Raw genomic sequence first — 25,378 nt, 5'->3', positions numbered from 1 at the left:
GACTTCGCCATTCACGACAACGGAATTCCTCCGAATGACCGCTTCCCCCTACAATCCGCCCTGCGGCGGCCTGCCTCCCCAGACGGCGCTGATGACGGGCCGGGCCGTATTCACCGAGGCCTACGCCGTCATCCCGAAGGGGGTGATGCGCGACATCGTCACGAGCGTACTGCCGTTCTGGGAGGGCACGCGGGCCTGGATGCTGTCGCGGCCCCTGTCGGGTTTCTCCGAAACCTTCGCGCAGTACCTGATGGAGGTGGCGCCCGGCGGCGGCAGCGAGCGGCCGGAGCCGGACCCACGCGCCGAGGGCGTACTGTTCGTGGTCGGCGGTCGCCTCCGCCTCGTCCTCGAAGGACAGGCGCATGCCCTGCGCCCCGGTAGCTACGTCTACCTGCCCCCGGGGGCGGCCTGGAGCCTGCACGGCGAAGGGTCCGAGCCGGCGCGCTTCCACTGGATCCGCAAGGCATACGAGCGCGTCGAGGGCCTCGCCTGCCCGCCGGCCCTCGTCACCCACGAATCCGAGATCGCCCCGGTGGCGATGCCGGGCACCGACGGCGCCTGGGCCACCACCCGCTTCGTCTCGCCCGAGGACGTGCGCCACGACATGCACGTCAACATCGTCACCCTGCGGCCCGGCGCCTCGATCCCATTCGAGGAGACGCATGTGATGGAGCACGGCCTGTTCGTGCTGGAGGGCAAGGCGGTCTACCGGCTCAACCGCGACTGGGTCGAGGTGGAGGCCGGCGACTTCCTGTGGCTGCGCGCCTTCTGCCCGCAAGCCTGCTACGCGGGCGGCCCCGGCCCCTTCCGCTACCTGCTCTACAAGGACGTGAACCGGCACGCTTCGCTCGCGCCGTTCGGAGCCTTCCGATGAGCGAACGGCGGATCCCCGTCGAGCCGCTGACGCGGGAAGCCTTCGCGCCGTTCGGCACGGTGATCGACAGGGCGGCCGTCGCCCCGCAGCCGATGAACGGCGGCCGGGCCCGCCGCTTCCACGACCTCGCGCGGGTGGTCGTCGCGGGCGCGGAGGGGCAGGTGGTGATCGGCTTCGTCGAGGCCGATCCCTACGCGCTGCCGCTCCGCCTGAGCCTCGTCGAGCGACACCCGCTCGGAGCCCAGGCCTTCATCCCCCTGAATGTCGCGCCGTTCCTCGTCGTCGTCTGCCCGGACGAGGGCGGCAAGCCCGGTCGGCCGCGGGCCTTCCTCACCGCTCCCGGCCAGGGCGTCTGCTACGCGCTCGGCACGTGGCACGGCGTTCTCACACCGCTCGACCGCCCCCAGGATTTCTGGGTGATCGACCGGGGCGGCCCAGGGGTGAACCTGGAGGAGCATCCCTTCGGCGAGCCCTGGATCATCGCGCACGCCTGACGGTCTTCGACCGCGCGGGAGGAGCGGCCCGGTCGCTGCGCGGTGCCGGCGATTGGTCGCGCGCGCGGGATCGGATACGTGATCCGAGAGCCGCGCGGGGACGGTGACGGATCGGGAGGGTCGGGCGTGGTCGGAAGCGAGATCGGGGCCCCGGCGCGCCGACAGCGACGCGACGGTGCCCTGCGCCGGGAAGCCGTGCTTGATGCCGGCCTGGAGATCTTCTCGACCGTCGGCCTGCACGGCGCCAGCCTCGACCAGATCGCCCTGCGCGCCGGGCTCTCGAAGACGAACCTGCTCTACTACTTCCGCACCAAGGAAGACCTCTACGTCGCCGTGCTGCGGCGCGTGCTCGATGTCTGGCTCGACCCGCTCCATGCGCTCGACGCGGAATCCGAGCCGTCCGAGGCGCTCAAGCGCTACATCCGCTCGAAGATCACGCTGTCGCGGGACGCGCCGCGGGCCTCGCGGCTGTTCTGCCTGGAGATCGTGCAGGGCGCGCCGCTCCTGCGGGCCGAACTCGAAGGTCCCCTGCGGGACTTGGTCGAGGCCAAGGCCGCGGTGCTGCGCGGCTGGATCGCCGACGGGCGCATCGCCCCGCACGATCCCCGCCACCTCGTCTTCGCGATCTGGGCCGTCACCCAGCACTTTGCCGACTTCGCGGTGCAGGTGGAGGCCATCACCGGGCGCGATCTCAGCGACGAGGCCTTCTTCGAGCAGACGGTGGAGAGCACCCAGAGACTGATCCTGGCGAGCCTCGGACTGACCTGATTCGCCTTTCTTCCGTTTCGATACCAGACGACGTCGGCGAGAATCGCACCAAGCGTAAGCAGAAACGGCCCGCCGCGCGGGCATCGCGCGGAGAGTTTGTGCAAACGGTCAAATATCGGCTCTCAGAGTTTGACCAAATGGTCTGATTCGCTACCGTCCAGACCTGTCGCCGGCCCCTCGAAGCGCCGGCCGGACGAGTGAGCGAGGGTTTGTCATGACCCAGGCCAAAGATCACGCCAAAGATCACACGATGAATATCGGCGTCTTCATCCCGATCGGAAACAACGGCTGGCTCCTCTCGGAGAATGCGCCGCAGTACATGCCGAGCTTCGATCTCAACAAGCAGATCACGCTCAAGGCGGAACAGCACGGTCTCGACTTCGTGCTCTCGATGATCAAGCTGCGCGGCTTCGGCGGCAAGACCGAATTCTGGGATCACAACCTCGAATCGTTCACGCTGATGGCAGGGCTTGCCGCGGTCACGAGCCGGATCAAGCTCTACGCCACGGCCCCGACCCTGTGCCTGCCGCCGGCGATCGTCGCGCGCATGGCCTCCACCATCGACTCGATCTCGAACGGCCGCTTCGGCCTCAATCTCGTCACCGGCTGGCAGCGGCCGGAATACGCGCAGATGGGCCTGTGGCCCGGCGACGAGTATTTCGGCCGCCGCTACGAGTATCTTTCCGAATACGCGCAGGTTCTGCGCGAGCTGTGGGAGACCGGCCGCAGCGATCTCAAGGGCGAATTCTTCCAGATGGAGGATTGCCGCCTGAGCCCGCGCCCGCAGGCGGAGATGAAGATCATCTGCGCCGGGCAGAGCGCCGCCGGCATGGCCTTCACCGCGACCTATGCCGACTACAATTTCTGCTTCGGCAAGGGGGTCAACACGCCGACCGCCTTCGCCCCGACCGTGGAGCGGCTGGAGGAGGCCAAGGCGAAGACCGGCCGCGATGTGTCCTCCTACGTCCTGTTCATGGTCATCAGCGACGAGACCGACGAGGCGGCCCGCGCCAAGTGGGAGCACTACAAGGCCGGCGCCGACGCGGAGGCGATCGCCTGGCTCGGCCTCCAGGGCGCGGCCGACACCAAGTCCGGTGCCGACACCAACATCCGCCAGATGGCCGACCCGACCTCGGCGGTGAACATCAACATGGGCACCCTGGTCGGCTCCCACGCCACCGTCGCCGCCCTGCTCGACGAGGTGGTGACGGTGCCGGGCACCGGCGGCGTGCTGCTGGTCTTCGACGACTTCCTGAAGGGCCTCGACGATTTCGGCACGAAGATCCAGCCGCTGATGCGCTCGCGCCGGCACGTCACCGGCGAAGCACTGGCGGAGGTGGCGTGATGGAAGCCGATGCCCCTGCGGGCTACCGCGATCCGTCCGGCCGCCACGGCGCGGTCACGCTGCCGGCGCGGCCCGAGCCGATCGCCTTCGACGCGGACACGACCGTGCTCATCGTCGTCGACATGCAGAACGCCTACGCGACTAAAGGCGGCTATCTCGATCTCGCCGGCTTCGACGTCTCGGCGACCGGGCCGGTGATCGAGCGGATCGCCCGGGCCGTGGCGGCGGCCCGCGCGGCCGGCATCCGCGTGGTCTGGTTCCAGAACGGCTGGGACCCGGACTACGTCGAGGCCGGAGGGCCGGGCTCGCCGAACTGGCACAAGTCGAACGCGCTCAAGACCATGCGCCGCCGGCCGGAGATGAACCAGCGGCTCCTGGCCAAAGGCACGTGGGATTACGCCCTCGTCGATGCGCTGAGCCCTGAGCCCGGCGACATCGTCCTGCCCAAGCCCCGCTACAGCGGCTTCTACAACACGCCGCTGGACAGCATGCTGCGGGCGCGCGGCATCCGCACGCTGGTCTTCACCGGCATCGCCACGAATGTCTGCGTGGAATCGACCCTGCGCGACGGCTACCACCGCGAGTATTTCGGAATCGTGCTCGCCGACGCCACCCACCAGGCCGGCCCGCCCGCCCTGCAGGAGGGCGCGCTGCGCAACATCGAGACCTTCTTCGGCTGGGTGTCGGATGTCGCCGCCTTCGAGGCCGCGCTCAGCTCCGACGAAGCCCGCCGCATCCCCGCCTGACCGGAGACCGCCCCTATGCCCAAGACCGTCGTGATCCCGCCCGGCACCGGCAAGCCGCTCGCGCCCTACGTGCCCGGCACCCTCGCCGACGGCGTGCTCTACGTCTCCGGCACCCTGCCGCTCGATGCGGAGGCGAACGTCGTCCACGAGGGTGATGCCGGCGCGCAGACCCGGCACGTGCTGGAGACGATCAAGGGCGTCGTCGAGGCCGCGGGCGGCTCGATGGACGACGTCACCTTCAACCACATCTTCCTCAAGGATTGGGCCGATTACGGCGCCATCAACGCCGTCTACGCCACGTACTTCCCCGGCGAGAAGCCGGCGCGCTACTGCATCCAGTGCGGGCTGGTGAAGCCGACGGCACTCGTCGAGATCGCCTCGGTCGCTCATATCGGCAAGCCGGTCTGAGCCGATGGCCGCGCCCGTCCATCACGAAGTGCACGGGCCGGCCGGCGGGCGCCCCGTGCTGCTCTCGCCCGGGCTCGGCGGCTCGGCCCATTACTTCGCGCCGCAAGTGCCGGTGCTGGCCGAGCGCTTCCGGGTCGTCACCTACGATCACCGCGGCACCGGGCGCTCGCCGGGTCCGCTCGAACCGGGCCACGACATCGCGGCCATGGCCCGCGACGTCCTCGCCCTGCTCGACCATCTCGACATCGGCACGGCCGACATCGTCGGTCATGCTCTGGGCGGCCTCATCGCCCTGCAACTCGCCCTCACCCATCCCGAACGGGTCGGGCGGATCGTGGTGATCAACGGTTGGGCGGTGATGGACCCGGCGACGCGCCGCTGCTTTGCCGCCCGCAAGGCGCTGCTCCGGCACGCCGGCCCCGAGGCGTTCGTCCGCGCCCAAGCGATCTTCCTCTACCCGGCGCCCTGGCTCTCCGAGAACGCCGCGCGGGTCGCGGACGACGAGGCGCAGGCGCTGGCGCATTTCCCGGGCACGCGGACGGCGCTGGCCCGCATCGCCGCCCTGGAAACCTTCGACGCGACGGCCGCGCTCGGGCGCATCCCGCACGAGACCCTGCTCATGGCCGCGCGCGACGACGTGCTCGTGCCCTTCACCGCCTCGGAAATCCTCGCGGCCGGGCTCCCCAACGCCCGCCTCGACCTCGCGCCCGAGGGCGGCCACGCCCACAGCGTCACCCGCCCCGAAGCCTTCAACCGCACGCTCCTCGACTTCCTCGCAAGTCCCTGAAGCGACCCGACCTCACGAAAGGCCGCCGCCATGACCGAGTCTGAGAGCGCCGCCGTCCCCGTCGATGCGGCCGCCTACCGCGAGGCGATGTCCCGGCTCGCGAGCGCGGTGCATCTGATCACCACCGACGGTCCGGGCGGGCGGGCCGGCTTCACCGCCTCGGCCGTGTGCAGCGTCAGCGACGCGCCGCCGACGCTGCTCGTCTGCATCAACCGCGCCTCCTCCGCCTACGCCGCCCTCACCCAGAACGGGACGCTGTGCGTGAACACCCTCGGCGAGGGCCACGAGACGGTGGCGAGCCTGTTCGGAGGGCGCACGCCCGTGGACGAGCGCTTCGCGGCGGGCACGTGGCGGCGGCTGCGCAGCGGGGCGCCCGCGCTGGCCGACGCCCTCGTCAGCTTCGATTGCCGCATCGTCGGGCGCCACGCCGTCGGCAGCCACGACGTGCTCTACTGCGCGGTCGAGGTCGTCGCCGCTTCGGGGCAGGCCGACGCGCTGCTCTACAGCGAGCGCCGCTACCGCACGCTCCCCCGCACGCCGCGGAGCGGATCCGCCCCGGCCGAGCCGGCGCGCGCGCCCCGCGCCGTCGGAGCCCGGCCCGCCGAAGGGCCGGCTTTGGCCCTCAGGAGCGCCTGAGCCGGGACCGGCGCATCGCATCCCGGCCGCCGGGCGCCTTCGCGCCGTTCGGCCCGGACGGCACGGAAAATGCTCGATCCGGTGCTGCGACGATGTCCGGCGGCGGGCCCGCCCTCCCCTCTTCCCCTGCCCCCTCGGCCTGCCCCCGGCTCCCGGACGCCCGATCGAGAGCCGACCCGAAACCCACGGAACGAAAGCCTGCCATGTCGCGTGCCGGCGCCCTCGCCCTCAAACAGCCGCCCGAATTCGAGCCACCGGCGCCGCGCGCGGTGCCGGCGGCGCCCGTCATCGCCGCGCGCGGACTGTCCCTGACCTACACCACCGCCGACGGGCCGGTTCACGCGCTTGCCGATGTCGATCTCGCGGTGGCGCCGGGCGAATTCGTCTCCTTCATCGGCCCGTCCGGCTGCGGCAAGACCACGCTGTTGCGCTGCGTCGCCGATCTCGAACAGCCGACCGGCGGCGAACTGACGGTCAACGGCGTCGGCGCCGAGGCGGCGCGGCTGCGGCGCGACTACGGCTTCGTGTTCCAGGCGCCGGCGCTCTATCCCTGGCGGACCATCGCCCGCAACGTCGCCCTGCCGCTCGAGATCTTCGGCGTGCCGCGCGCCGAGCGGCGGGAGCGCGTGGCGCATTTCCTCGACCTCGTCCAGCTCACCGGCTTTGCCAACAAGTTCCCCTGGCAGCTCTCCGGCGGCATGCAGCAGCGGGCCTCGATCGCCCGCGCCCTCTGCTTCGATCCGAAGCTGCTGCTGATGGACGAGCCCTTCGGGGCGCTGGACGAGATCGTGCGCGACCACCTCAACGCGCAGCTCCTCGCGCTGTGGCGCAAGACCGCCAAGACGGTCCTGTTCGTCACCCACTCGATCCCCGAGGCGGTCTACCTCTCGACCCGCGTCGTGGTGATGTCGCCGCGCCCGGGGCGCATCATCGACATCGTCGATTGCACCGCGCTCGGGCGGGAGCGTCCGCTGGAGATCCGCGAGACGCCCGAGTTCCTGCGGCTCGGCCAGCGGGTGCGCGAGGGCCTGCGCGCCGGTCACGCCTATGACGCGTAAGGCGGCGTCCTTTCCCCGCGGCCGGGCGCTGCCGGTGGCCGGCGTCGTGCTGGCGCTGCTCGCTGGCTGGTATCTCGCCGCCCTGCTCGGCAACTGGAACGGCGCCGCGGACGCCCTGGTGCGGGCCGGCGCGACGCCCGACGCCGCGGGCATCGCCGCGGCAACGATGGCGCAGGAGCGGCCCGTCGTGCCCGCACCGCATCAGGTGGTCTCAGAACTGTCGCGCAGCGTCCTCGGCGTGCCGCTGAGTTCGAAGCGCAGCCTCGTCTACCACGCCTGGGTCACCCTCTCGGCGACGCTCACCGGCTTCGCCCTCGGCTCGCTGCTCGGCATCGCGCTCGCGGTCGCGATCGTGCATCTGCGCAGCGTCGAGGCGAGCCTGATGCCCTGGATCGTCGCCTCGCAGACCGTGCCGATCCTGGCCGTGGCGCCGATCATCATCGTGGCGCTCGGCGCGGCCGGCCTGACCGGCCTGCTGCCGAAGGCGGTGATCGCGGCCTATCTCTGCTTCTTCCCCGTCACGGTCGGCATGGTGAAGGGGCTGAACGCCCCCGACCGGATCCAGCGCGACTTGATGCGGACCTACTCGGCCTCGCGCGGGCAGATCCTGGCGCGGCTGCGCTGGCCGGCCGCCCTGCCCTACCTGTTCGCGAGCCTGAAGATCGCGGTGGCGGCGAGCCTCGTCGGCACCATCGTCGCCGAATTGCCGACCGGGGCGCAGGCCGGGCTCGGGGCGCGGCTGCTCGCCGGCTCCTATTACGGCCAGACGATCCAGATTTGGGCAGCCCTGTTCGCGGCGGCGGCGCTCTCGGCGCTGCTCGTCCAGGGGATCGGCCTCGCGGAACGTGCGAGCGCCCGCGCCCTCGGCGCCCGGCCCGCAGCAGGAAGTGCCCGATGACGCATCGCGCCGCACGGATCGGCCTGCTCACGCCCGCCGCGCTGATCGGCGGGGCAGCGCTCGCCATCGCCGCCCACCGGCCCGGTCTGGCCGGCGCGGCGGGGCCGGGCTTCTGGCTCGCCGCGTTCCTGGTCTGGCTCGCCGCCACGCTGGCCGCGCGCGACCTCGCCGCCCTGGAGCCGGGCACGGCGGCCGGCCGCCGCCTCGTGCGGCTCGCCGTGCCGCTGCTGTTCGGCGCCCTCGTGCTGGTGCTGTGGGAGGTCGTCGTCGTGGGTGCGGGGGTGCCCGCCGTGCTGATGCCGCCACCCTCGGCGATCGCCGCGCGCTTCGCCACGGCGCTGCCCATCCTTGGGGCGGATTTCGTCCAGACCTGCCTGAAATCGGCCCTGCCGGGCTACGTTATCGGCTGCCTGTCGGGCCTCGGCGTCGCGATCCTGGCCGACCGGCTGCCCGTGCTCGGGCGCGGCCTCCTACCGGTGGCGAACGTCGCCTCCGCGCTGCCGATCGTCGGCATCGCCCCGATCATGGTGATGTGGTTCGGCTTCGACTGGCCGTCGAAGGCCGCGGTGGTCGCCGTGATGACCTTCTTCCCGATGCTGGTGCAGGCCGGCGCCGGCCTCGCCGCCACGGGTTCGATCGAGCGCGATCTGATGCGCACCTACGCGGCGGGCTATGCGCGCACGCTCCTGAGCCTGCGCCTGCCCATGGCCCTGCCCTTCCTGTTCACCGCCCTGAAGGTCAACGCGACCCTGGCGCTGATCGGGGCGATCGTGGCCGAGTTCTTCGGCACGCCCATCGTCGGCATGGGCTTCCGCATCTCGATCGAGGCGGCGCGGCTCTCCCTCGACATGGTCTGGGCCGAGATCGTGCTGGCGGCCCTGGCGGGGTCGGCCTTCTACGGCTTCATCGCCCTGGCCGAGCGCGCCGCGACCGGCTGGCACCCATCGGTGCGCGCCGGCTGACGGCGGGGTCCGCCCGCATCCGTTCGAAAAAACCACGGCCGAAGGCCGCAGGGGAAAGTCCCGAAGGGGACAGGTTGAAGGAGGCTGAGATGGCGGGGAAAACGGCGGGGAAAACGATGAGAGCGCTCCTCTGCGCCGGGGCGGCGCTGCTCGGGCTCGCCGCGGGCGGCGCGCGGGCGGCGGAGAAGGTGACGCTCCAGCTCAAATGGGTGCCCCAGGCACAGTTTGCCGGCTACTACGTCGCGCAGGCCAAGGGCTTCTACAAGGAGGCCGGGCTCGACGTGACGATCAAGCCGGGTGGGCCCGACGTGGCCCCGCCCCAGGTCATCGCGGGCGGCGGCGCCGACGTCGTCGTCGATTGGATGCCCTCGGCGCTGGCCTCGCGCGAGAAGGGCGTGCCGCTCGTCAACATCGCGCAGCCGTTCAAGAAGTCGGGCCTGATGCTGACCTGCCGGGCGGATACCGGCATCAAGTCGCCCGCCGACCTGAAAGGCCGGACGCTCGGGGTCTGGTACGCCGGCAACGAGTACCCGTTCCTGGCCTGGATGGCCAAGCTCGGCCTCAAGACCGACGGTTCGCCCGGTGGCGTGACGGTGCTGAAGCAGGGCTTCAACGTCGATCCGCTGATCCAGAAGCAGACCGACTGCGTCTCGACCATGAGCTACAACGAGTACTGGCAGGTGATCGATGCCGGCTTCAAGCCGGAGCAGCTCGTCGTCTTCCGCTACGAGGACCAGGGCGTCGCCGCGCTCGAAGACGGGCTCTACGCCCTCGAACCGAAGCTGAAGGACAAGGCCTTTGTCGCCCGGCTGGCGAAGTTCGTGGCGGCCTCCGAGAAGGGCTGGGCCTATGCCGCCGCCCATCCCGACGAGGCGGCCGAGATCGTGCTGGAGAACGACGCCAGCGGCGCCCAGACCGAAACGCACCAGAAGCGGATGATGCGCGAGATCGCCAAGCTGCTCGACACGTCCGGCGGCCGGCTCGACCCCGCCGATTACGAGCGCACCGTCGCCATCCTGCTCGCCGGCGGCACCGACCAGCCCGTCATCACCCGCAAGCCCGAGGGGGCCTGGACGCATGCGGTGACGGCGGCCGAGGGTCAATAGCGCCGGAAGCGGCGGCGACGCCCGGCGCCGCGCTGCCCCGGACGTCGTATAAGGCGGCTTCGGCCGTCTCCGCCGTCGAACGAAGCCTCGAACGAAGTCTTGCAGCCCGGCCTCCCCGATGGATCTCGACACGATCACCGCCGTCCTGAGACCGGGCTCCCTCGACGCGTTGCCCCCTTGGCGCGAGGGCGATGCGTGGCTCGCGGGCGGGACGTGGCTGTTCTCCGAGCCGCAGCCCGCCCTGGCCCGGCTGATCGACCTGTCCGCTCTCGGCTGGCCGGCGGCCGAGCGGTCCGAGGCCGGCCTGCGCCTGTCGGCGACGGGGACCATCGCCGAACTCGACCGGCTCGACCTGCCGAAGGAATGGATCGCCGCGCCGCTCGTCGGGCAGTGTTGCCGGGCCCTGCTCGGCTCGTTCAAGATCTGGAAGCGGGCGAGCGTCGGCGGCAACCTCTGCCTCGCCCTGCCAGCCGGCCCGATGATCGCGCTCACCGCCGCCCTTGACGGCACCTGCGTGCTGCACCGCCCCGATGGCAGCGAGCGGCGCCTCGCCGTCATCAACTTCGTGCTGGGGCCGCAGTGCACGGCGCTGGAGCCCGGCGAGATCCTGCGCTGTATCGAACTGCCGGCGACGGCCCTGCGGCGGCGCACGGCCTTCCGCCGTATCGCCCTCTCTCCCGAAGGCCGCTCGGGCGCGCTGGTCATCGGAACACGCGACCGGGGCGGCGCCTTCGCCCTCACCGTGACGGCTTCGACGCCGCGCCCGGTCCAGTTCGGCTTCGACGCCCTGCCGACGATGGATGCTCTGCAAGGCGTGATCGCGGCCGCGATCCCTGCGGACGGCTGGTACGACGACGTCCACGGCGCCCCGGATTGGCGCCGTCACGTCACCGGGCGGCTCGCCGAAGAGATCCGGGAGGAACTCGCCCGATGAGGCTCACCGTCAACGGGCAAGTTCAGGAGGCCGCAGCCCGGCCCGGCCAGTGCCTGCGCACGCTGCTGCGGGATCTCGGCTGGTTCGGGGTCAAGAAGGGGTGCGACGCGGGCGATTGCGGCGCCTGCACCGTCCATCTCGATGGCGAGCCGGTCCATTCCTGCCTCATGCCCGCCTTCCTGGCGGAGGGGCGCGGCGTCACCACGATCGAGGGCCTCGCCGGCCCCTGCGCACCGGGGGACGGGCCGCCCGAACACCTCCACCCGATGCAGGACGCGTTCTGCGCCGCGCAGGGCTTCCAGTGCGGCTTCTGCACGCCGGGCATGATCATGACGGCGGCCGCCCTCGACCAGGGCCAGCGGCAGGATCTCGGCACGGCGCTCAAGGGCAATCTCTGCCGCTGCACCGGCTACCGGGCGATCCGCGACGCGGTGGCGGGGATCGCCCATGCCGATTCTTCGCAGATGGCGGAGGGCGGCCCGGTCGGCCGCTCCCTGCCGGCCCCGGCGAGCCGCGCCCTCGTCTCCGGCCGGGCTGCCTACACCTTCGACACCGCCGTGCCGGGTCTGCTGCACCTGAAGGTGCTGCGCGCGCCCCACGCCCATGCCCGTATCCGGAGCATCGACCGGGCGGCGGCGCTGGCGGTGCCCGGCGTGGTCGCGGTGCTCGCCCACGAGGACGTCCCACACCGCCGCTTCTCGACCGGGCGGCACGAGAACCCCCTGGACGACGCCGCCGACACGAGCGTGCTCGATTCCGTGATCCGCTTCCACGGCCAGCGCGTCGCGGTGGTGGTCGCCGACAGCGTGGCGGCGGCAGCCATGGGCGTGCAAGCGCTGCGGGTGGAATACGACGTGCGGCCCGCCGTGTTCGATCCGGAGGCGGCTTTGCACCCGGATGCGCCCCTCGTCCACGATCCGGCCGACCGCGACCCGCCGCGGCCCGGCGACGATGCACCGCCGCTCCTCGCCCACCCGAACCTCGCCGCCGAGGCGCACGGGGACATCGGCGATGTCGAGGAAGGCTTCGGCCAAGCCGACCATATCCACGAGGCGGAGTACGTCTCGCAGCGGGTGCAGCACGTGCATCTCGAAACGCACGGCGCGCTCGGCTGGCTCGACGCGGACGGGCGGCTGACCCTGCGCTCCTCGACGCAGGTGCCCTTCCTGACCCGCGACGCCCTGTGCCGCCTGTTCGATCTCGACCGGGACCGGGTGCGCGTGCTCTGCGGCCGGGTCGGCGGCGGCTTCGGCGGCAAGCAGGAGATGCTGACCGAGGATCTCGTGGCGCTCGCCGTGCTGCGGACCGGCCGCCCGGTCTCCTACGAGATGACCCGCGAGGAGAATTTTTGCGCGGCGACGACACGCCATCCGATGCGGGTGCGGGTGAAGGCCGGCGCGCGGGCCGACGGGCGCCTCACCGCGCTCTCACTGAAAGTGCTCTCGAACACCGGCGCCTACGGCAACCATGCCGGCGGTGTGCTGCACCACGGCTGCAACGAGAGCATCGCCGCCTATGCCTGCCCGAACAAGCGGGTGGAGGGCTACGCCGTCCACACCCACACCCTGCCGTCCGGGGCCTTTCGCGGGTACGGTCTGAGCCAGACCATCTTCGCCGTGGAGTCGGCGCTGGACGAACTGGCCCGGGCTCTCGGGATCGACCCGTTCGCGATGCGCCGCCTCAACGCGGTGCGGCCCGGCGACCCGATGGTGTCGACGAGCCTGGAGCCGCACGACGTCGTCTACGGCTCCTACGGGCTCGACCAGTGCCTCGACCTCGCCCAGGCCGCCCTGGCGGACGGCAGCGGCGAGGCGCCGCCGGGGCCGGACTGGCGCGTCGGCGAGGGCATGGCGATGGCCATGATCGACACGATCCCGCCGCGCGGCCACGTCGCCCATGCCCGCATCCGTCTCGAACCGGACGGAACCTATGCCCTCGCGGTCGGCACCGCCGAGTTCGGCAACGGCACCAGCACCGTGCACGGACAGATCGCCGCCGAGGTGCTCGGCACCACGCCCGAGCGCATCCGCCTGATCCAGGCCGACACCGACGCCGTCCGGCACGATACCGGCGCCTACGGCAGCACGGGCACCGTGGTGGCGGGCCAAGCGAATGTCCGCGCGGCCACGGCGCTCGCGGACCAGCTTCGCGCGGCCGCCGCCGAGCGGTCCGGCGTCAAGGCGGACGCGTGCCGCCTGACCCGCGACGGCGTCGAGACGCCCGCCGGCCTCATCGCCCTGACCACCCTCGCACAGGGCGCCGCTTTTGAGGCCGCGGGCGAGGCCGACGGGACGCCACGCTCGGTCGCCTTCAACGTCCAGGCCTTTCGCGTGGCCGTCCATCCGCAGACCGGCGAGATCCGCATCCTCAGAAGCGTCCAGGCGGCGGATGCCGGCCGGGTCATCAACCCGGTGCAGTGCCGCGGGCAGATCGAGGGCGGGGTGGCGCAGGCGCTCGGTGCGGCCCTCCACGAGGACTATCGCTTCGACGAAGCGGGCGCGGTCGTCACGCGGACCTTGCGCAACTACCACATCCCGGCGATGGCCGACGTGCCGGTGACCGAGGTTCTGTTCGCCGACACCCACGACACGGTCGGTCCGCTGGGCGCGAAATCGATGAGCGAGGCGCCCTACAACCCCGTCGCCGCCGCCCTGGCCAACGCGATCCGCGACGCCACCGGCGCGCGGCTGACCGCGACGCCGTTCGCCCCCGACCGGATTTTTCGCCAGGTCATGGCGGCGCAGGAGACGGCGGACGCATGACCTCTTCGCCCGTCAGGCCGCCCGCGCCGCCGCCTCGCGCTCCGCCTGCTCGACCAAGCGGCGGATCAGCCAGCGCCCGGCCGGTCCCGGGGGATGGTCGGTGCGGTAGATCACGGTGAGCGGCAGCCGGCGGCGCCGGGCCTCGGGCAGGTTCAGCTCGACGAGGCGGCCCGCGGCGATGTCCGCCTCGACCATGTGCGCGGGCATGCTGCCCCAGCCGATCCCGGCGAGCAGCAGGGTGTGCTTTGTGCTCAGATCCGACAGCCGCCACGTGCGGTTGGCGACCACACCGAACTCCTGGTCCTGCGACAGCGGGGAGCGATCGGTGATGACGAGCTGGACATGCTCGCGCGCCGCCCCCGGCACCAGGCCGTCCGCCCCGGCAAGGGGATGGTTCGGCGCGGCCACGGGCAGCATCTCGACCTCGCCCACAGAGATCAATTCGAGCGGGTCGCTGTCGCGGGTCCACAATTCCACGGTGATCCCGAGATCGGCCCGGCCGTCCGTGACGAATTGCTGAGCTGCACCGAGCGCCTCGACATTGAGGCGCAGGGACACGGTCGGGAAGGCGGCCTGGAACGCGGTGAGCGCGTCGATGAGCCGGGCGCCGGGCATCAGCACGCTCGACACGAAGCCGAGTTCGGCTTCGAGACCGCTGAGCAGGCCGCTGACCTTGGCCCGCAGCGTGTCGATGCCGTGGGCAACGGTGCGGGCCTCCGCCAGCACCGCCCGGCCGCCTTCGGTGAGCTGGGGCCGGCGCGTCGCCTCGCGGTCGAACAAGGCCAGACCCAGCTGAAGCTCCAGATTGGCGATCGTGTAGCTGATGACGGAGGTCGCGCGGTTCAGCCGCCGCCCGGCCGCGGCGAAGCTGCCGGCCTCCACCACGGTGAGGAAGACCCGGAGCTGGTCGAGTGTCGGCGTCCCCGGACCCTGCATGCGCTCTGCCCCCAACCCGGCGTCCCGCCGCCGCGGCGAGACCTCCGACAAGCAAGCGCGAAGCCGCGGCCGAGAACGACCGAAGCCGACCCCCTCGCGAGGGCCGGCTTCAGGATGCGCACGGATTTCGGGACCATCCGCGCCGAGGAATCCCGGCGATCGGGCGTTTCGCTCGAACGGACGGCCGTCAGCGTGCGTGATGCATCCGCCGCACCGAGCCGGTGTTCAGCTCAGCGTCCGCCGGCAGGGTTCCTAGACGGGCATCGCGCGCCGAGGAACGCTGCACGGCACCGACATCGGCGATGAGGCCACCCGGGGCAGTGACGGCGGGGATGCCCGCCGGGGCGTTGTAGCTCTGGGCCAAGGCCGGGCCGGTCACACCGACGGCGAGGGAGAAAGCGAGAGCGGCAATGATGCGGGTCATGGGATACTCCATCGGCGAGTGGCGGGGACGGCCGGTTCATCCGTCCTCTGATGCAGCGAAGATGGACCCGTCTGAGCTTTCCGAAAACTGGAATAAGATCGAACGAACCGTTCGAGAAAGTTGAAAAGCCGAAGGTGAGTCTCCGGCCTTGGCGAGGCCGGGCCCGTTCGAAATCGGGCGAGTGGGCCCGATTGGGCCAATGAAAAGGGCCGACCGCTTTGGTGTGCGGCCGGCCCTTCGGGCCGTCGAGACGGAGGTCGTCAGATCGTTTGGATGCGTCAGCGCCGGTGATCGGCGCGAGCGCCCCGCACGGTGGAGCCGGTGGTGTAGACGCCATCGACAGACACCGTGCCGTGGCGGCCGTCACGATCCAGGTAGCGCTCGACATTGCCCGGGCCGGCGATGCCGACGAGGCCGCCCGGAGCCGTGACGGCAGGGATGCCGGCCGGCGCGTTGTAGCTCTGGGCCGAAACCGCGGTGGTGAGGGCGAGGCCGAGGATCGCGCCTGCGGCAATGCGTGAGATCATGTCGTCAATCTCCGAGTCGGGCTGCGGCGTCGCGATCAGAACATCCGACGTCGTATGTCCCAGAAACTGAGCATCGATGCCTCGCAAAACAACAGGAAGTGCTTTGGCCCTGTGCACATAGATACGGCACAGCCGCGATGTGGGGTTCGAGCCCCTCGGCGTTCGAACCTGAAAACACCAATTTTTATATGGCTTTAGAACGAATTTGCAGAATTTTTCGACAAAGCGGGGAACCTGGCACGCCTCTTTCGCGAGGAGTGCTGTTGCGCACCCATTCCCCTTTCCGTGCCCCCCAATGCGGGGCGGCCTCACCGCTCAGAGCTTTATAGGGCGGCATCCCTCTTGCGACGGTTTCATCGATGTCGGCATCGTGCTTCTGACGGTTCACCGACGCGGAGAGGCTGAAGCATATATCGAAACGCACGCGGCGCCCGGCATCTCGATCGCCAACCCGCTCGTCCGCACGCTGGCGGAGGGCACCCGGCACAGGCGGCGGAGACCGACCAAGTCGGCGTCGAGCGGCCCACTGACCGGACGGGCCTGACGAACCCTGGCGACACGCGGACTTTCACGCCCACAGGCGCGGCGGCCCGAGCGGCCTGTTTCACGTGAAACACATTCTTTACCTTTACGGTCAGCCGCTGCCGCGGGCGTTACGTCCGCGGCAGCGGCTTCCCGAGTGAGCTGCTTGAACGGTTCCGGCGGCACGGCCCTTGCTCACGCCAACAGCGCAAAGGGTGGCCGCGACGGCCCCACGGGAGCCTCGACAATGCGCGTGAGACGGACCTTTCTCGGCCTCGGCCTGCCCCTCCTCGCTTGGTTCGTTGCAGCCTTCTGCCTCGGCAGCGGCGTCGTCACCGCCCCTGGTGCCCGTGCGCAGGGCACGGTGACGCCCTCGGCCGGCCAATCGCGCGTCACCGCTCCGGGCGGACGGCGCGGAAAGACCGCCCGTTCGCACCGGAAGCGTCATCGGTGAGGCGCATCCCAAGGGTCCTGCCGCCCGGCGACATCGCCCGCTCCCGCCTCCGCAACCGGAAAGTCCGTCCCATGCGTCTCATTACGACAGCCACGCTCGCCCTGGGCGTCCTCGCGGGCCTGGGCGGTGCCGCCTTCGCCCAGGGATCCACCGGTGCCCCGGCCGGCAGCCCGGGAGCGACCGCCCCGGGCGGCACGGAAGGGGCAGCCGCCCTCCCGAACGAGCGGGAGGCGTTCCGCTCGGGCGAGGCGATCCCGGCCGCACCCGGCACCGGCGTGCCGGTGGAGACGGCCCCGCCCCCGGCCGAGGAGCGCCGTCTGCCGCCCCGGCCGCGTCCCTGACGGGCATCGAAACGCGAAGAGGCGCCGCCGGATCGCCCCGGCGGCGCCTCCTTTTTCAGGGATTTGCGCCCGCTTCTACTGCGTCAGCCGGTCGTCGATCCCCTTCACATACCAGTTCATGCCGAGGATCATCGGATCGGGGGCCTGATCGCCCTCCTTCACCGCGACCGAGCCGTCCTGCTTGAGCACCGGCCCCTGGAAGGGGTGAATCCTGCCCTCGACGATCCCCTTCTTGGTCTCCTCGGCCAGCGCCTTCACGTCGTCGGGCATGTTGGTGAAGGGTGCCAGCACGACTATGCCGTCCTTGATGCCGGCCCAGGTGTCCCCGCTCTTCCACGTGCCGTCGAGAACGGCCTTGGTCTGCGCGATGACGTAGCCGTTCCAATCGTCGACGATCGAGGTGAGCTGCGCCTTGGGGGCGAAGCGGTACTGGTCGGAGGATTGGCCGAAGGCGAGCTTGCCGGCCTTCTCCGCCTCCTGCAACGGCGCGGCGGAATCGGTGTGCTGGGTCAGGATGTCGGCGCCTTGGGCCAGGAGCGCCTTGGCGGCCTCCGCCTCCTTGCCGGGGTCAAACCACGTGTTCACCCAGACGATCTTGATCTTGATGTCCGGGTTGACCGATTGCGCGCCGAGCATGAAGGCGTTGATGCCGCTCACGACTTCGGGGATCGGGAAGGAGGCGATGTAGCCGACGGTGCCCGACTTCGACAGCTTGCCGGCGATCTTCCCGCAGATGTAGCGGCCCTCGTAGAAGCGGGCCGAGTAGGTCGAGACGTTATCGGCCCGCTTGTAGCCGGTGGCGTGGGCGAACTTCACCTTGGGGAACTTCTTGGCGACCTTCAGGGTCGGCTCCATGAAGCCGAAGGAGGTCGTGAAGATCAGGCCGGCGCCCGAGCGGGCGAGCTTCTCGATCGAGCGCTCGCTGTCGGCCTCGGGCACGTTCTCGAGGAAGGTCGTCTCGACCTGGCCGGGCAGCGCTTCGGCGAGCGCCTTGCGGCTGAGGTCGTGCTGGTAGGAATAGCCGTAATCGGCGACCGGGCCGACATAGACGAAGCCCACCTTGAGCTTGTCCGCCGCCCGCACCGGAGCCGCCGCGACGGCCGCGCACAGAAGTGCCCCGGCCACGCGCGTGACGATGCTGCCCATCATGAATGTCTGCCCCTTTTCGACGGCGTTGCCCGCCGCGGCTTGCCGGCGCTGCGCATGGGCGCCCGAGGGGATTTCAGAGCAAGACCAGGGCCAGGACAGGCCGCGGGAGCGGGAAGCGCTGAGCGGATGCCGATGGAGCCGATCGATGACAATCAGCGGTTCGGCCGGTTTTTGGGCATGGGGATCGATGCGCCGGTCTGGCGTCAAAGCCATGCCGATCCGGCGCTGCCGGGCAGCGTCCCCTGAGACGGCGCATCCAGCCCGCCCATGTCATCGCATCGTCGCCCTGGCGAACGAGCGCATCAGGCGGCCGCGCGCCAAGCGCACCTCAAACCCCGTGCCTCCGGCGCAAAACGACGGCGACAGCGCCAGCCGCCCGACACGGCAAACTCCCAACCAAACCGTCATCGAACGCAACTGTAATGCTCACCAAGCGGATCAAGGTTTGACCCCGTGAACCTGAAGCAGTCCCCGACCTAGTGATGCCCCGCCATGTGGCGGCCGATCACCCCGGCCTCGGCCGCCGCGGCGGGCGTTTCGTAGACGAGGCGTCCGTCCGACATCACGCAGACGCGGTCCGACAGTTCCAGAATCTCGTCGAGATCCTCGCTGATCAGCAGCACGGCGGCGCCGGCGTTGCGCGCCGCCACGATGCGGGAGCGGATCTCGGCGACCGCCGCGAAATCGAGGCCGAAGCACGGATTGACGACGATCAGGAGGTCGACCGGGTCGGTGAGTTCGCGCGCGAGCACGGCGCGCTGCACGTTGCCACCCGACAGCGTGGCGATCGGCGCCTCCGAGGAGGCGGTCTTGACCTTGAAGCGGGCGATCAAATCCTTCGCCCGTCGGCTCATGGCGCGTCGGTCGAGCCAGAGGGTCGGGGCACCGGCGGGATCGTCGCCGCGCCGGTCGAAGGCGCGGAAGGCGAGATTTTCGGCCACCGACATCCGCGGCGCGCAGGCGTTGCGCAGGGGCTCTTCGGGAATGAAGCGCACCCGCTGCCGACGGCTCTGCGCCCGCGTGCCGCGATAGGGCTCGCCCTGCACTGTCACGCGCCCACCCGTCGCGCGGATCTGGCCGCCGAGCACGTCGGCGAGCTCCTTCTGCCCGTTGCCGGAAACGCCGGCGATGCCGACGATCTCGTGGGCGCGCACGCGCAGATCCGCGACATCGATCCGCCGCAGGCCGGAGACATCGGTGGCGGTCAGGCCGTCCACCCGCAGGATCTCGCGCTCCGGGTCGGGTTCGCCGACCCGCGCGGCGACCGTCCGCACGGTGCGCTCGCCCACCATCATCGCCGCCATGTCGTCCCGCGAGAGCGCGCCGACCGCGCCGCCGCCGACGAGCCGCCCGCGCCGCAGGACGCTGAGCGTGCGGGCGAAGGCTTCGACCTCGCGGAACTTGTGGCTGATCATCAGCACCGTGAGCGCGCCCGCATCGGCCATGCCGCGCAGCAGGCCCAGCACCTCCTCGGCCTCGGCCGGCGTCAGCACGGAGGTCGGCTCGTCGAGGATCAGGAACCGGGCCTTGAGGTAGAGCTGCTTGACGATCTCGAGCTTCTGCCGCTCGCCCGCCGCGAGTTCCGCCACCGGCCGGTCGAGGTTCAACCGGAACGGCATCCGGGCCATGAAGTCGGCCAAAGCTGCGCGCTCGGCCTTCCAATCGAGGATGGCGGGGGCGTCGGCCCGGCCGATGACGAGGTTCTCGGCGCCGGTCAACGAGGGCACCAGCGTGAAATGCTGGTAGACCATGCCGAGGCCGCGCCCTTGCGCGCCCTTCGGCCCCGTGATCTCGGCCTCGCGGCCATCGACGAGGACGGAGCCGGCGGTCGGTGCGTAGAAGCCCATCACGCATTTGACGAAGGTCGATTTGCCCGCCCCGTTCTCGCCGAGCAGGGCGTGGAAGCCGCCGGCCTCGATCTTCATCGAGACGTCGTCGAGGGCGGTGAAGTCGCCGAAGCGCTTCGTCATGCCGATGGTCTCGACGCCGAGGGCGCCGGAGAGGGAGGCAGCACTCGCCATGGCGGCCTCAGCCCATCGCCGCGAGGATCGCCGCGGAGGAGGCGACCGCGCCGAACACGCCGCCCTGCATCGTCACCATCTTCAGGGCCGCCTCGTGGTTGCCGCGGTCGGTCGCGGCGGTGCCGTCGGAGACGATCACGCATTCGAAGCCGCGGTCGTTGGCCTCGCGCATCGTGGTGTGGACGCAGACATCGGTGGTGATGCCGGTCAGGATCAGGTTGCGGATGCCCCGCGTCGTCAGGATCAGTTCGAGGTCGGTGGCGCAGAACGAGCCCTTGCCCGGCTTGTCGATGACGATCTCGCCCGGCAGCGGCGCCAGTTCCGGGATGATCTCCCAGCCCGGCTCGCCGCGCACCAGCACCCGCCCGCAGGGGCCGGGATCGCCGATGCCGGCCCCGATCCGGCGCGAGCGCCAGCGCTTGTTGGCGGGAAGATCCGCGAGATCCGGCCGATGGCCCTCGCGGGTGTGGATCACGGGGTAGCCGCCCTTCCGCGCGGCGGCGAGGAGTTGCCCGATCGGCTCGATCGGCGCGCGGGTCAGGGCGAGGTCGTAGCCCATGGCGTCGACGTAGCCGCCCTTGCCGCAGAAGTCGGTCTGCATGTCGATGATGACGAGCGCCGTGGTCTTCGGATCGAGCGAGCCGTCATAGGGCCAGGGATAGGGCTCGGCGGCGACGAAGCGTCCCCCGTCGCTCGCATCGGTGGAGGGGAAGGGGATGACGCTCATTCCGCCGCCTCCCGAGCCGGGGTCGTCGGGTCTTCACCATAGGCACGTGTCGGGGCGGGGAAACCGCACGACGTGCCGTCCGTCACCTGCACCGCATTCTCCCACGGCAGGCGGTAACGGCCGGCGGCGAGGTCGTGCATGTAGGTGTAGGGGCAGTCCCCCGCGCCGCCCTTCACCGCCGTGTAGCCGCGGTGGCCGAGCTGGTAGATGTTGTTCTCGACGCCCCAATGCGCCCGCGCCTCGCGCACCAGATCCGGCCGCACCTCGGCGGTGATGATCTCGTCGACGCGGCCGGTGGTGCCGTGGGCGATGATCGCGCCGTCGAAGTTGACGATCATGCCCTCGCCCATCGAGTCGAAGGTGCCGTCGGAACCGCACATGCAGACGTTGGCGGTCACCATCAGGTTGCAGAAGGCGTTCGACTGGTTGGTGAAGCGCCAGGATTCGCGGATCGGCGCGGTGTAGCCGGCCGTGCGGATCATGATCTCGGCGCCCTTGTAGGCGCATTCGCGCGCCATCTCGGGGAACATGCCGTCGTGGCAGATGATGAGGCCGATTTTGGCCCCCTTCGGCCCCTCGATCACCGGGATGCCGAGATCGCCCGGCTCCCAGGGCTCCACCGGCACCCAGGGGTGCATCTTGCGATAATAGAGCTTCAGTTCGCCCGTATCGTCGATGATGAGGCCGGAATTGAACGGGTTGCCGTTCGGGTTGGCCTCCATGATCGAGAAGCAGCCCCAGATCCGGTTGTCGCGGCAGGCCCGCTTGAAGGCGGAAACCTCGGGCCCGTCGAGCGTGCACAGGATCTCGGGACGGGTGTCCATCGACAGGCCGTGCAGCGCGTATTCGGGAAAGACGACCAGATCCATCGTCGCCAGATTTGCGCGGGCCTTGGCCACCATCGCGACGATGCGGTCGGTCTGTGCCGCGATGTCGGCCCGCGTGGCGATGGTCGGCAATTGAAGCTGCACGAGGCCGATGACGACGCCGTTCGGGGATTTGTTCAGTCCACCGAGACCATTCATGAGGCGACCTTACTTGAGGGACAATTCGCCCGGTGCGCCCGTCAGCGCCCGGTCCGGCGAGGAGGTGGCGATCAGGAGCGCCAGGGTGAGGACGTAGGGCGCGGCGTAGAACAGGTAGTAGCCCTGCGAGATGCCGACGGATTGCAGGGCCGGCCCGAGCGCCCCGGCGCCGCCGAACATCAGGGCCGCCCCGAAGCAGGCGAGCGGATTCCAGCGGGCGAAGATGACGAGTGCCACCGCCATCAGACCCTGCCCGGACGAGATGCCCTCGTTCCAGGAGCCGGGATAGTAGAGCGAGAGATAGGCGCCGCCGATCCCGGCGAGCACGCCGCCGACGGCGGTCGCGAGAAGCCGCACGCGGTCGACGTCGTAGCCCATGGCGCGCGCCGCCTCCGCGCTGTCGCCGACGACGCGCAGGATCAAACCGGCCTTCGTGTTGCGGAAGGCCCACCACAGGAACACCGCCAGCGCGGCACCGGCCAGGAACAGCACGTTGACGCGCAGCGCCGCCTGCACCTGCGGCTGATCGGACCAGAAGCCGAGGGGGATCGCCGGCAGCGGCGGGGCCGAGGGCTGGATGAAGGGCTTTCCGAGGAAGAAGGCGAGGCCCGAGCCGAACAGCATCAGAGCGATGCCGATCGCCACGTCGTTGACGCGGGGAAAGCGGCAGATGAAGCCGTGCAGCCCACCGAAGGCGCCGCCCGCGAGTCCCGCGACCGCGACGCCCGCCCACGGGCTCCCGCTCAGCACGGCGGTGGCGTAGGCCGACATCGCCCCGAAGACGAGGATGCCCTCCAGCCCGAGATTGATGCGTCCCGAGCGCTCGGTGATGGTCTCGCCGAGGCTCACGAACAGGAACGGCGTCGAGACGCGGATCGCCCCGCCGATCACGGCGAGCAGCACGGTTCCCAGGCCGAGATCGTCGCTCATTCCGTCGGCCCCCTACCGGCTCTCACGACGCCGCTCCGCGCTTCTCGGCCCAGAGATGCGGGCTGAACAGCTTGAAGCGCCCGTAGAGCGTCTCGCTGACGAGCACGACGAGGAAGAGCAGCCCTTCGAGCACGAGGACCGTGGCGTCGGGCAGCTGCATCCGGCGCTGGATCAGCCCGTTCGAGGCTTCGATGCCGCCGAGCAGGAAGGCCACGGGCAGGATCGCCAGGGGATTGTGGCGGGCGAGGAAGGCGACGAGGATGCCGGTATAGCCGAAGCCCGCATTGAGCGAGGCGTTGGCGTTGCCGTGCACCGCCGCGACCTCGAAGAAGCCGGCCAGCGCCGCGCAGGCGCCGCCGAGCGCGGTGAAGCCGACGACGAGCCGCCCGACCGGCAATCCCTGAATCTGCGCGGCCCGCACGTTGCCGCCCGCGATGCGCGCGGCGAAGCCGATCGTGGTGCGCTCGGTCAGCCCGTAGGCGGCCAGGCAGGCGAGAATGCCGATGCCGAGGCCCCAGTGAACCTCCAGGCCCGGCATGGGGCCGACAGCGAACGCCTCGCCGATCGGCCAGGTGGAGGGCTTGTTGAGGCTGCCGGCGTCGCGCAGCAGGCCCTCGATCAGGTGGTTCGAGAGCGCGATCGCGATGTAGGACATCAGCAGGCTCGCGATGGTCTCGTTGACGCCGCGATAGGCGCGCAGCGCGCCGACGGCGCCGATCCAGGCCGCCCCGGCCCCTGCCGCGGCGAGTGCCATCAGCGGCACCGCGAGCATCGGTGGAAAACCCTGGAGCGGCTGCGCCGCAGCCGCCGCGGCGACGCCTCCCAGCACGATCGCGCCCTCGCCGCCGATCACCACGAGTCCGAGCCGGGCGGGCAGAGCCACGCAGAGCGCGGCGAGCAGCAGGGGCGCGGCACGCTGCAGGCTGTTCTGAAGGGCGAAGGGCGAGCCGAAGCCGCCGCGCCAGACGAGGTCGAGGAAAGCGAGCGGGCTCTTTCCGAGGGCGAGGAGGAAGAGGGAGAACAGCAGGAAGCCGGCGATGACCGCTCCGATCGGGATCGCCAGGGCCTCGGCCCGGCGCGCGAGCCAGGCCCGGGCCTGGAGCGAGGCCGGCGGATGGTCCGGGCTGCTCACGGTGCTCTCCACGAGCGGCCGTGCAGGGGCGGTGGTGTCAGCGGCCATCGCTCAGTCCTCGCCCGCCGAGCGGCAGAAACCGTGCCAGGCCGTCCTCACCGCCCCACCCCGATGCGCAGGCTCGCCCGCACCGCGCGACGGCGGGGGCCGCATCAGGCCGAGCCCTTCACACCCTCGACGAGGTAGTTGGTCTTCTCCAGCTCGATCGCGTTCTCGGCCAGGGCCGTGCCGGGGCCGGCGATCTCGTTGCCCTTGTTGTCCTTGAGCGGGCCCCTGATGATGGCGAAGCCGCCCTTCATCATCTCGGCCTTGACCGCGTCGGCGTTGCGGCGTGCCGCCTCGGACACCGCGGGCCCGTAGGGGCTCATCTTCACGAATCCGTCCGGCAGGCCGCCGCGCACGAAGTTCGGGGGCGCCTTGCCCGCCTGCATGTCGGCGACGAAGCCCTTGTAGATCGAGGCCCAGTTCCACTCGGCGCCGGTCAGGTACTTGTCCTTGGCGAGCGCCGACTGGTCGGCGTGGTAGCCGCAGACGAAGGCCCCGCGCCGCGCGGCGGTCTCGACCACGACCTTGGGGCCGTCGACGTGGCAGGTGATCACGTCGGCGCCCCCGTCGATGAGCGCGTTGGTCGCCTCCGCCTCCTTGACCGCGAGCGACCATTCGCCGGTGAAGATCACCTGCAGGGTGATGGACGGGTCGACGCTGCGCGCGCCGAGGAGGAAGCCGTTGACGTTGTTGAGCACCTGCGGGACCGGCTTGGCGGCGACGAAGCCGAGACGCTTCGACTTCGAGGCGTGGGCGGCGGCGATGCCGTTCAGGTACTGCCCTTGCGCGATGTAGCCGAAATACGAGCCGGCGTTCTTCGGGTTCGCCTCGGTCCAGAGGCCGCCGCAATGGCGGAACTGCACCTTCGGGTTCTTCTTGGCCTCAATCAGCACATGCGGGTCGAAATAACCGAAGGAGGTCGGGAAGATGAGACCCGCCCCGTCCAGGTTGATCATGCTCTCCATGGACTTCTGGACGTCGGTGGTCTCGCGGACGTTCTCCTCCTCGACGACCTGGAGGCCGGGGATCGCCTTGAGGGCGGCAGCCCCTTGGGCGTGGGCTTGGTTGTAGCCGTAATCGTCCTTCGGCCCGACATAGATGAAGCCGACGGTGAGCGGGCCGGCGGCCCGGGCGCGGCCGAAAGGCAGCGCGCCGAGCGAGAGGGCGGCCGCACCGCCGAGCAGGTGCCTGCGGGAGAAAGAATGGGCTGACACGAGGCGTGATCCGTCTTTCAAGGCCGGCTGCACAATCTTGGCCAGCATTGACCCGGTTCCAGGCGGAGAAAAGAGCAAAGTTTCAGCACCGAAACTCCGATCAACCGTCAGGGAAAATCCTGTCGAATCGGATGATGCGCCCAAAAAGACGTC

General features: G+C 70.5%; 26 protein-coding genes. 16 read left to right on the top strand and 10 right to left on the bottom strand.

Annotated features, from left to right (window positions below):
- The first annotated feature begins 34 nt into the window (after nt 1–34).
- The 14 genes from Y590_RS07950 to Y590_RS07885 all read left to right on the top strand — a co-directional run bounded on the left by Y590_RS07950 (nt 35) and on the right by Y590_RS07885 (nt 13,778).
- The gene (locus Y590_RS07950) at nt 35–874 is read left to right on the top strand and encodes a bifunctional allantoicase/(S)-ureidoglycine aminohydrolase (protein WP_060769374.1); all 840 of its coding nucleotides are present in this window, start codon (nt 35–37) and stop codon (nt 872–874) included.
- Nucleotides 871–1,368, top strand: a complete 498-nt coding sequence (locus Y590_RS07945) for an ureidoglycolate lyase (RefSeq protein WP_060769373.1) — start codon at nt 871–873, stop codon at nt 1,366–1,368. The genes Y590_RS07950 and Y590_RS07945 overlap by 4 nt, the downstream gene beginning before the upstream one ends.
- Before the next feature lie 126 nt (nt 1,369–1,494).
- Nucleotides 1,495–2,136, top strand: coding sequence for an HTH-type transcriptional regulator RutR (rutR, locus tag Y590_RS07940; RefSeq protein WP_060769372.1), 642 nt, complete (start codon nt 1,495–1,497; stop codon nt 2,134–2,136).
- Between the two features lie 250 nt (nt 2,137–2,386).
- Nucleotides 2,387–3,481, top strand: coding sequence for a pyrimidine utilization protein A (rutA, locus tag Y590_RS07935; protein WP_042509163.1), 1,095 nt, complete (start codon nt 2,387–2,389; stop codon nt 3,479–3,481).
- Nucleotides 3,481–4,227: a pyrimidine utilization protein B gene (rutB, locus tag Y590_RS07930; protein WP_060769371.1), complete on the top strand. Its 747-nt coding sequence runs from the start codon at nt 3,481–3,483 to the stop codon at nt 4,225–4,227. The genes rutA and rutB overlap by 1 nt, the downstream gene beginning before the upstream one ends.
- A gap of 15 nt (nt 4,228–4,242) precedes the next feature.
- On the top strand, nt 4,243–4,635 hold the full coding sequence (rutC, locus tag Y590_RS07925; RefSeq protein WP_060769370.1) for a pyrimidine utilization protein C: 393 nt from the start codon (nt 4,243–4,245) through the stop codon (nt 4,633–4,635).
- 4 nt (nt 4,636–4,639) lie between these two features.
- Nucleotides 4,640–5,422, top strand: a complete 783-nt coding sequence (gene rutD, locus Y590_RS07920) for a pyrimidine utilization protein D (protein ID WP_060769369.1) — start codon at nt 4,640–4,642, stop codon at nt 5,420–5,422.
- Between the two features lie 30 nt (nt 5,423–5,452).
- Nucleotides 5,453–6,058, top strand: coding sequence for an NADH-dependent FMN reductase RutF (gene rutF, locus Y590_RS07915; protein WP_060769368.1), 606 nt, complete (start codon nt 5,453–5,455; stop codon nt 6,056–6,058).
- Between the two features lie 203 nt (nt 6,059–6,261).
- Entirely contained in the window at nt 6,262–7,116 is an 855-nt protein-coding gene (locus Y590_RS07910; RefSeq protein ID WP_003607674.1) for an ABC transporter ATP-binding protein, read from the top strand.
- Nucleotides 7,106–8,014: an ABC transporter permease gene (locus Y590_RS07905; RefSeq protein ID WP_056155459.1), complete on the top strand. Its 909-nt coding sequence runs from the start codon at nt 7,106–7,108 to the stop codon at nt 8,012–8,014. Before Y590_RS07910 ends, Y590_RS07905 begins: the two co-directional genes overlap by 11 nt.
- Entirely contained in the window at nt 8,011–8,976 is a 966-nt protein-coding gene (locus Y590_RS07900) for an ABC transporter permease (RefSeq protein ID WP_060769367.1), read from the top strand. The genes Y590_RS07905 and Y590_RS07900 overlap by 4 nt, the downstream gene beginning before the upstream one ends.
- 116 nt (nt 8,977–9,092) lie before the next feature.
- Nucleotides 9,093–10,082, top strand: a complete 990-nt coding sequence (locus tag Y590_RS07895) for an ABC transporter substrate-binding protein (protein ID WP_060769366.1) — start codon at nt 9,093–9,095, stop codon at nt 10,080–10,082.
- 118 nt (nt 10,083–10,200) lie between these two features.
- Entirely contained in the window at nt 10,201–11,016 is an 816-nt protein-coding gene (locus Y590_RS07890) for an FAD binding domain-containing protein (protein WP_060769365.1), read from the top strand.
- Nucleotides 11,013–13,778, top strand: a complete 2,766-nt coding sequence (locus Y590_RS07885; protein ID WP_060769364.1) for a molybdopterin-dependent oxidoreductase — start codon at nt 11,013–11,015, stop codon at nt 13,776–13,778. The genes Y590_RS07890 and Y590_RS07885 overlap by 4 nt, the downstream gene beginning before the upstream one ends.
- A gap of 12 nt (nt 13,779–13,790) precedes the next feature.
- On the opposite strand, the gene Y590_RS07880 is transcribed toward Y590_RS07885, so the two are convergent.
- The 3 genes from Y590_RS07880 to Y590_RS07870 all read right to left on the bottom strand — a co-directional run bounded on the left by Y590_RS07880 (nt 13,791) and on the right by Y590_RS07870 (nt 15,665).
- Nucleotides 13,791–14,714, bottom strand: coding sequence for a LysR family transcriptional regulator (locus Y590_RS07880; RefSeq protein WP_060769363.1), 924 nt, complete (start codon nt 14,712–14,714; stop codon nt 13,791–13,793).
- Nucleotides 14,715–14,901: 187 nt separating this feature from the next.
- Nucleotides 14,902–15,138 carry a hypothetical protein gene (locus tag Y590_RS07875; protein ID WP_060772207.1) on the bottom strand — a complete coding sequence of 79 codons (237 nt, stop codon included), beginning with the start codon at nt 15,136–15,138 and terminating at the stop codon, nt 14,902–14,904.
- A gap of 278 nt (nt 15,139–15,416) precedes the next feature.
- Entirely contained in the window at nt 15,417–15,665 is a 249-nt protein-coding gene (locus Y590_RS07870; protein ID WP_060772206.1) for a hypothetical protein, read from the bottom strand.
- 769 nt (nt 15,666–16,434) lie between these two features.
- Between Y590_RS07870 and Y590_RS07865 the strand changes: the two genes are divergently transcribed.
- Nucleotides 16,435–16,641 (top strand): hypothetical protein, encoded by a 207-nt coding sequence (locus Y590_RS07865; protein ID WP_060769362.1) that lies wholly within the window; start codon nt 16,435–16,437, stop codon nt 16,639–16,641.
- Nucleotides 16,642–16,712: 71 nt separating this feature from the next.
- Entirely contained in the window at nt 16,713–16,982 is a 270-nt protein-coding gene (locus Y590_RS07860; RefSeq protein WP_060769361.1) for a hypothetical protein, read from the top strand.
- 75 nt (nt 16,983–17,057) lie between these two features.
- Here the strand turns inward: Y590_RS07860 and Y590_RS07855 are convergent, their stop codons facing one another.
- The 7 genes from Y590_RS07855 to Y590_RS07825 all read right to left on the bottom strand — a co-directional run bounded on the left by Y590_RS07855 (nt 17,058) and on the right by Y590_RS07825 (nt 25,225).
- Nucleotides 17,058–18,131 carry a BMP family ABC transporter substrate-binding protein gene (locus tag Y590_RS07855; RefSeq protein ID WP_060769360.1) on the bottom strand — a complete coding sequence of 358 codons (1,074 nt, stop codon included), beginning with the start codon at nt 18,129–18,131 and terminating at the stop codon, nt 17,058–17,060.
- Nucleotides 18,132–18,607: 476 nt separating this feature from the next.
- Nucleotides 18,608–20,152 (bottom strand): ABC transporter ATP-binding protein, encoded by a 1,545-nt coding sequence (locus Y590_RS07850; protein WP_060769359.1) that lies wholly within the window; start codon nt 20,150–20,152, stop codon nt 18,608–18,610.
- Between the two features lie 7 nt (nt 20,153–20,159).
- Nucleotides 20,160–20,879 (bottom strand): biuret amidohydrolase, encoded by a 720-nt coding sequence (gene biuH / locus Y590_RS07845; RefSeq protein ID WP_060769358.1) that lies wholly within the window; start codon nt 20,877–20,879, stop codon nt 20,160–20,162.
- Nucleotides 20,876–21,904: a formamidase gene (locus Y590_RS07840; RefSeq protein WP_060769357.1), complete on the bottom strand. Its 1,029-nt coding sequence runs from the start codon at nt 21,902–21,904 to the stop codon at nt 20,876–20,878. Before Y590_RS07840 ends, biuH begins: the two co-directional genes overlap by 4 nt.
- A gap of 9 nt (nt 21,905–21,913) precedes the next feature.
- A complete protein-coding gene (locus Y590_RS07835) occupies nt 21,914–22,834 on the bottom strand; it encodes an ABC transporter permease (protein ID WP_060769356.1) in 921 nt (306 codons plus the stop codon).
- A gap of 22 nt (nt 22,835–22,856) precedes the next feature.
- Complete coding sequence (locus Y590_RS07830) at nt 22,857–24,014, bottom strand: ABC transporter permease (protein WP_060769355.1); 1,158 nt, start codon at nt 24,012–24,014, stop codon at nt 22,857–22,859.
- 104 nt (nt 24,015–24,118) lie between these two features.
- Nucleotides 24,119–25,225: a BMP family ABC transporter substrate-binding protein gene (locus tag Y590_RS07825; RefSeq protein WP_060772205.1), complete on the bottom strand. Its 1,107-nt coding sequence runs from the start codon at nt 25,223–25,225 to the stop codon at nt 24,119–24,121.
- Nucleotides 25,226–25,378 lie beyond the last annotated feature (153 nt).

The sequence above is a fragment of the Methylobacterium sp. AMS5 genome (assembly GCF_001542815.1).
Lineage (GTDB): Bacteria > Pseudomonadota > Alphaproteobacteria > Rhizobiales > Beijerinckiaceae > Methylobacterium.
This window is presented reverse-complemented; position numbering and strand designations above follow the sequence as displayed.

Excerpts from the sequence above, each read along its gene's own strand:
- rutA (WP_042509163.1), top strand. The coding sequence starts at position 2,387 with ATGAATATCGGCGTCTTCATCCCGATCGGAAACAACGGCTGGCTCCTC.
- Y590_RS07880 (WP_060769363.1), bottom strand. The coding sequence starts at position 14,714 with ATGCAGGGTCCGGGGACGCCGACACTCGACCAGCTCCGGGTCTTCCTC.
- Y590_RS07900 (WP_060769367.1), top strand. The coding sequence starts at position 8,011 with ATGACGCATCGCGCCGCACGGATCGGCCTGCTCACGCCCGCCGCGCTG.
- biuH (WP_060769358.1), bottom strand. The coding sequence starts at position 20,879 with ATGAGCGTCATCCCCTTCCCCTCCACCGATGCGAGCGACGGGGGACGC.
- Y590_RS07945 (WP_060769373.1), top strand. The coding sequence starts at position 871 with ATGAGCGAACGGCGGATCCCCGTCGAGCCGCTGACGCGGGAAGCCTTC.
- Y590_RS07850 (WP_060769359.1), bottom strand. The coding sequence starts at position 20,152 with ATGGCGAGTGCTGCCTCCCTCTCCGGCGCCCTCGGCGTCGAGACCATC.
- Y590_RS07890 (WP_060769365.1), top strand. The coding sequence starts at position 10,201 with ATGGATCTCGACACGATCACCGCCGTCCTGAGACCGGGCTCCCTCGAC.
- Y590_RS07910 (WP_003607674.1), top strand. The coding sequence starts at position 6,262 with ATGTCGCGTGCCGGCGCCCTCGCCCTCAAACAGCCGCCCGAATTCGAG.
- rutB (WP_060769371.1), top strand. The coding sequence starts at position 3,481 with ATGGAAGCCGATGCCCCTGCGGGCTACCGCGATCCGTCCGGCCGCCAC.
- Y590_RS07860 (WP_060769361.1), top strand. The coding sequence starts at position 16,713 with ATGCGTCTCATTACGACAGCCACGCTCGCCCTGGGCGTCCTCGCGGGC.
- Y590_RS07830 (WP_060769355.1), bottom strand. The coding sequence starts at position 24,014 with ATGGCCGCTGACACCACCGCCCCTGCACGGCCGCTCGTGGAGAGCACC.
- rutF (WP_060769368.1), top strand. The coding sequence starts at position 5,453 with ATGACCGAGTCTGAGAGCGCCGCCGTCCCCGTCGATGCGGCCGCCTAC.
- Y590_RS07885 (WP_060769364.1), top strand. The coding sequence starts at position 11,013 with ATGAGGCTCACCGTCAACGGGCAAGTTCAGGAGGCCGCAGCCCGGCCC.
- Y590_RS07895 (WP_060769366.1), top strand. The coding sequence starts at position 9,093 with ATGAGAGCGCTCCTCTGCGCCGGGGCGGCGCTGCTCGGGCTCGCCGCG.
- Y590_RS07835 (WP_060769356.1), bottom strand. The coding sequence starts at position 22,834 with ATGAGCGACGATCTCGGCCTGGGAACCGTGCTGCTCGCCGTGATCGGC.
- Y590_RS07840 (WP_060769357.1), bottom strand. The coding sequence starts at position 21,904 with ATGAATGGTCTCGGTGGACTGAACAAATCCCCGAACGGCGTCGTCATC.
- Y590_RS07905 (WP_056155459.1), top strand. The coding sequence starts at position 7,106 with ATGACGCGTAAGGCGGCGTCCTTTCCCCGCGGCCGGGCGCTGCCGGTG.
- rutD (WP_060769369.1), top strand. The coding sequence starts at position 4,640 with ATGGCCGCGCCCGTCCATCACGAAGTGCACGGGCCGGCCGGCGGGCGC.
- Y590_RS07875 (WP_060772207.1), bottom strand. The coding sequence starts at position 15,138 with ATGACCCGCATCATTGCCGCTCTCGCTTTCTCCCTCGCCGTCGGTGTG.
- Y590_RS07855 (WP_060769360.1), bottom strand. The coding sequence starts at position 18,131 with ATGATGGGCAGCATCGTCACGCGCGTGGCCGGGGCACTTCTGTGCGCG.
- rutC (WP_060769370.1), top strand. The coding sequence starts at position 4,243 with ATGCCCAAGACCGTCGTGATCCCGCCCGGCACCGGCAAGCCGCTCGCG.
- Y590_RS07950 (WP_060769374.1), top strand. The coding sequence starts at position 35 with ATGACCGCTTCCCCCTACAATCCGCCCTGCGGCGGCCTGCCTCCCCAG.
- Y590_RS07865 (WP_060769362.1), top strand. The coding sequence starts at position 16,435 with ATGCGCGTGAGACGGACCTTTCTCGGCCTCGGCCTGCCCCTCCTCGCT.
- Y590_RS07870 (WP_060772206.1), bottom strand. The coding sequence starts at position 15,665 with ATGATCTCACGCATTGCCGCAGGCGCGATCCTCGGCCTCGCCCTCACC.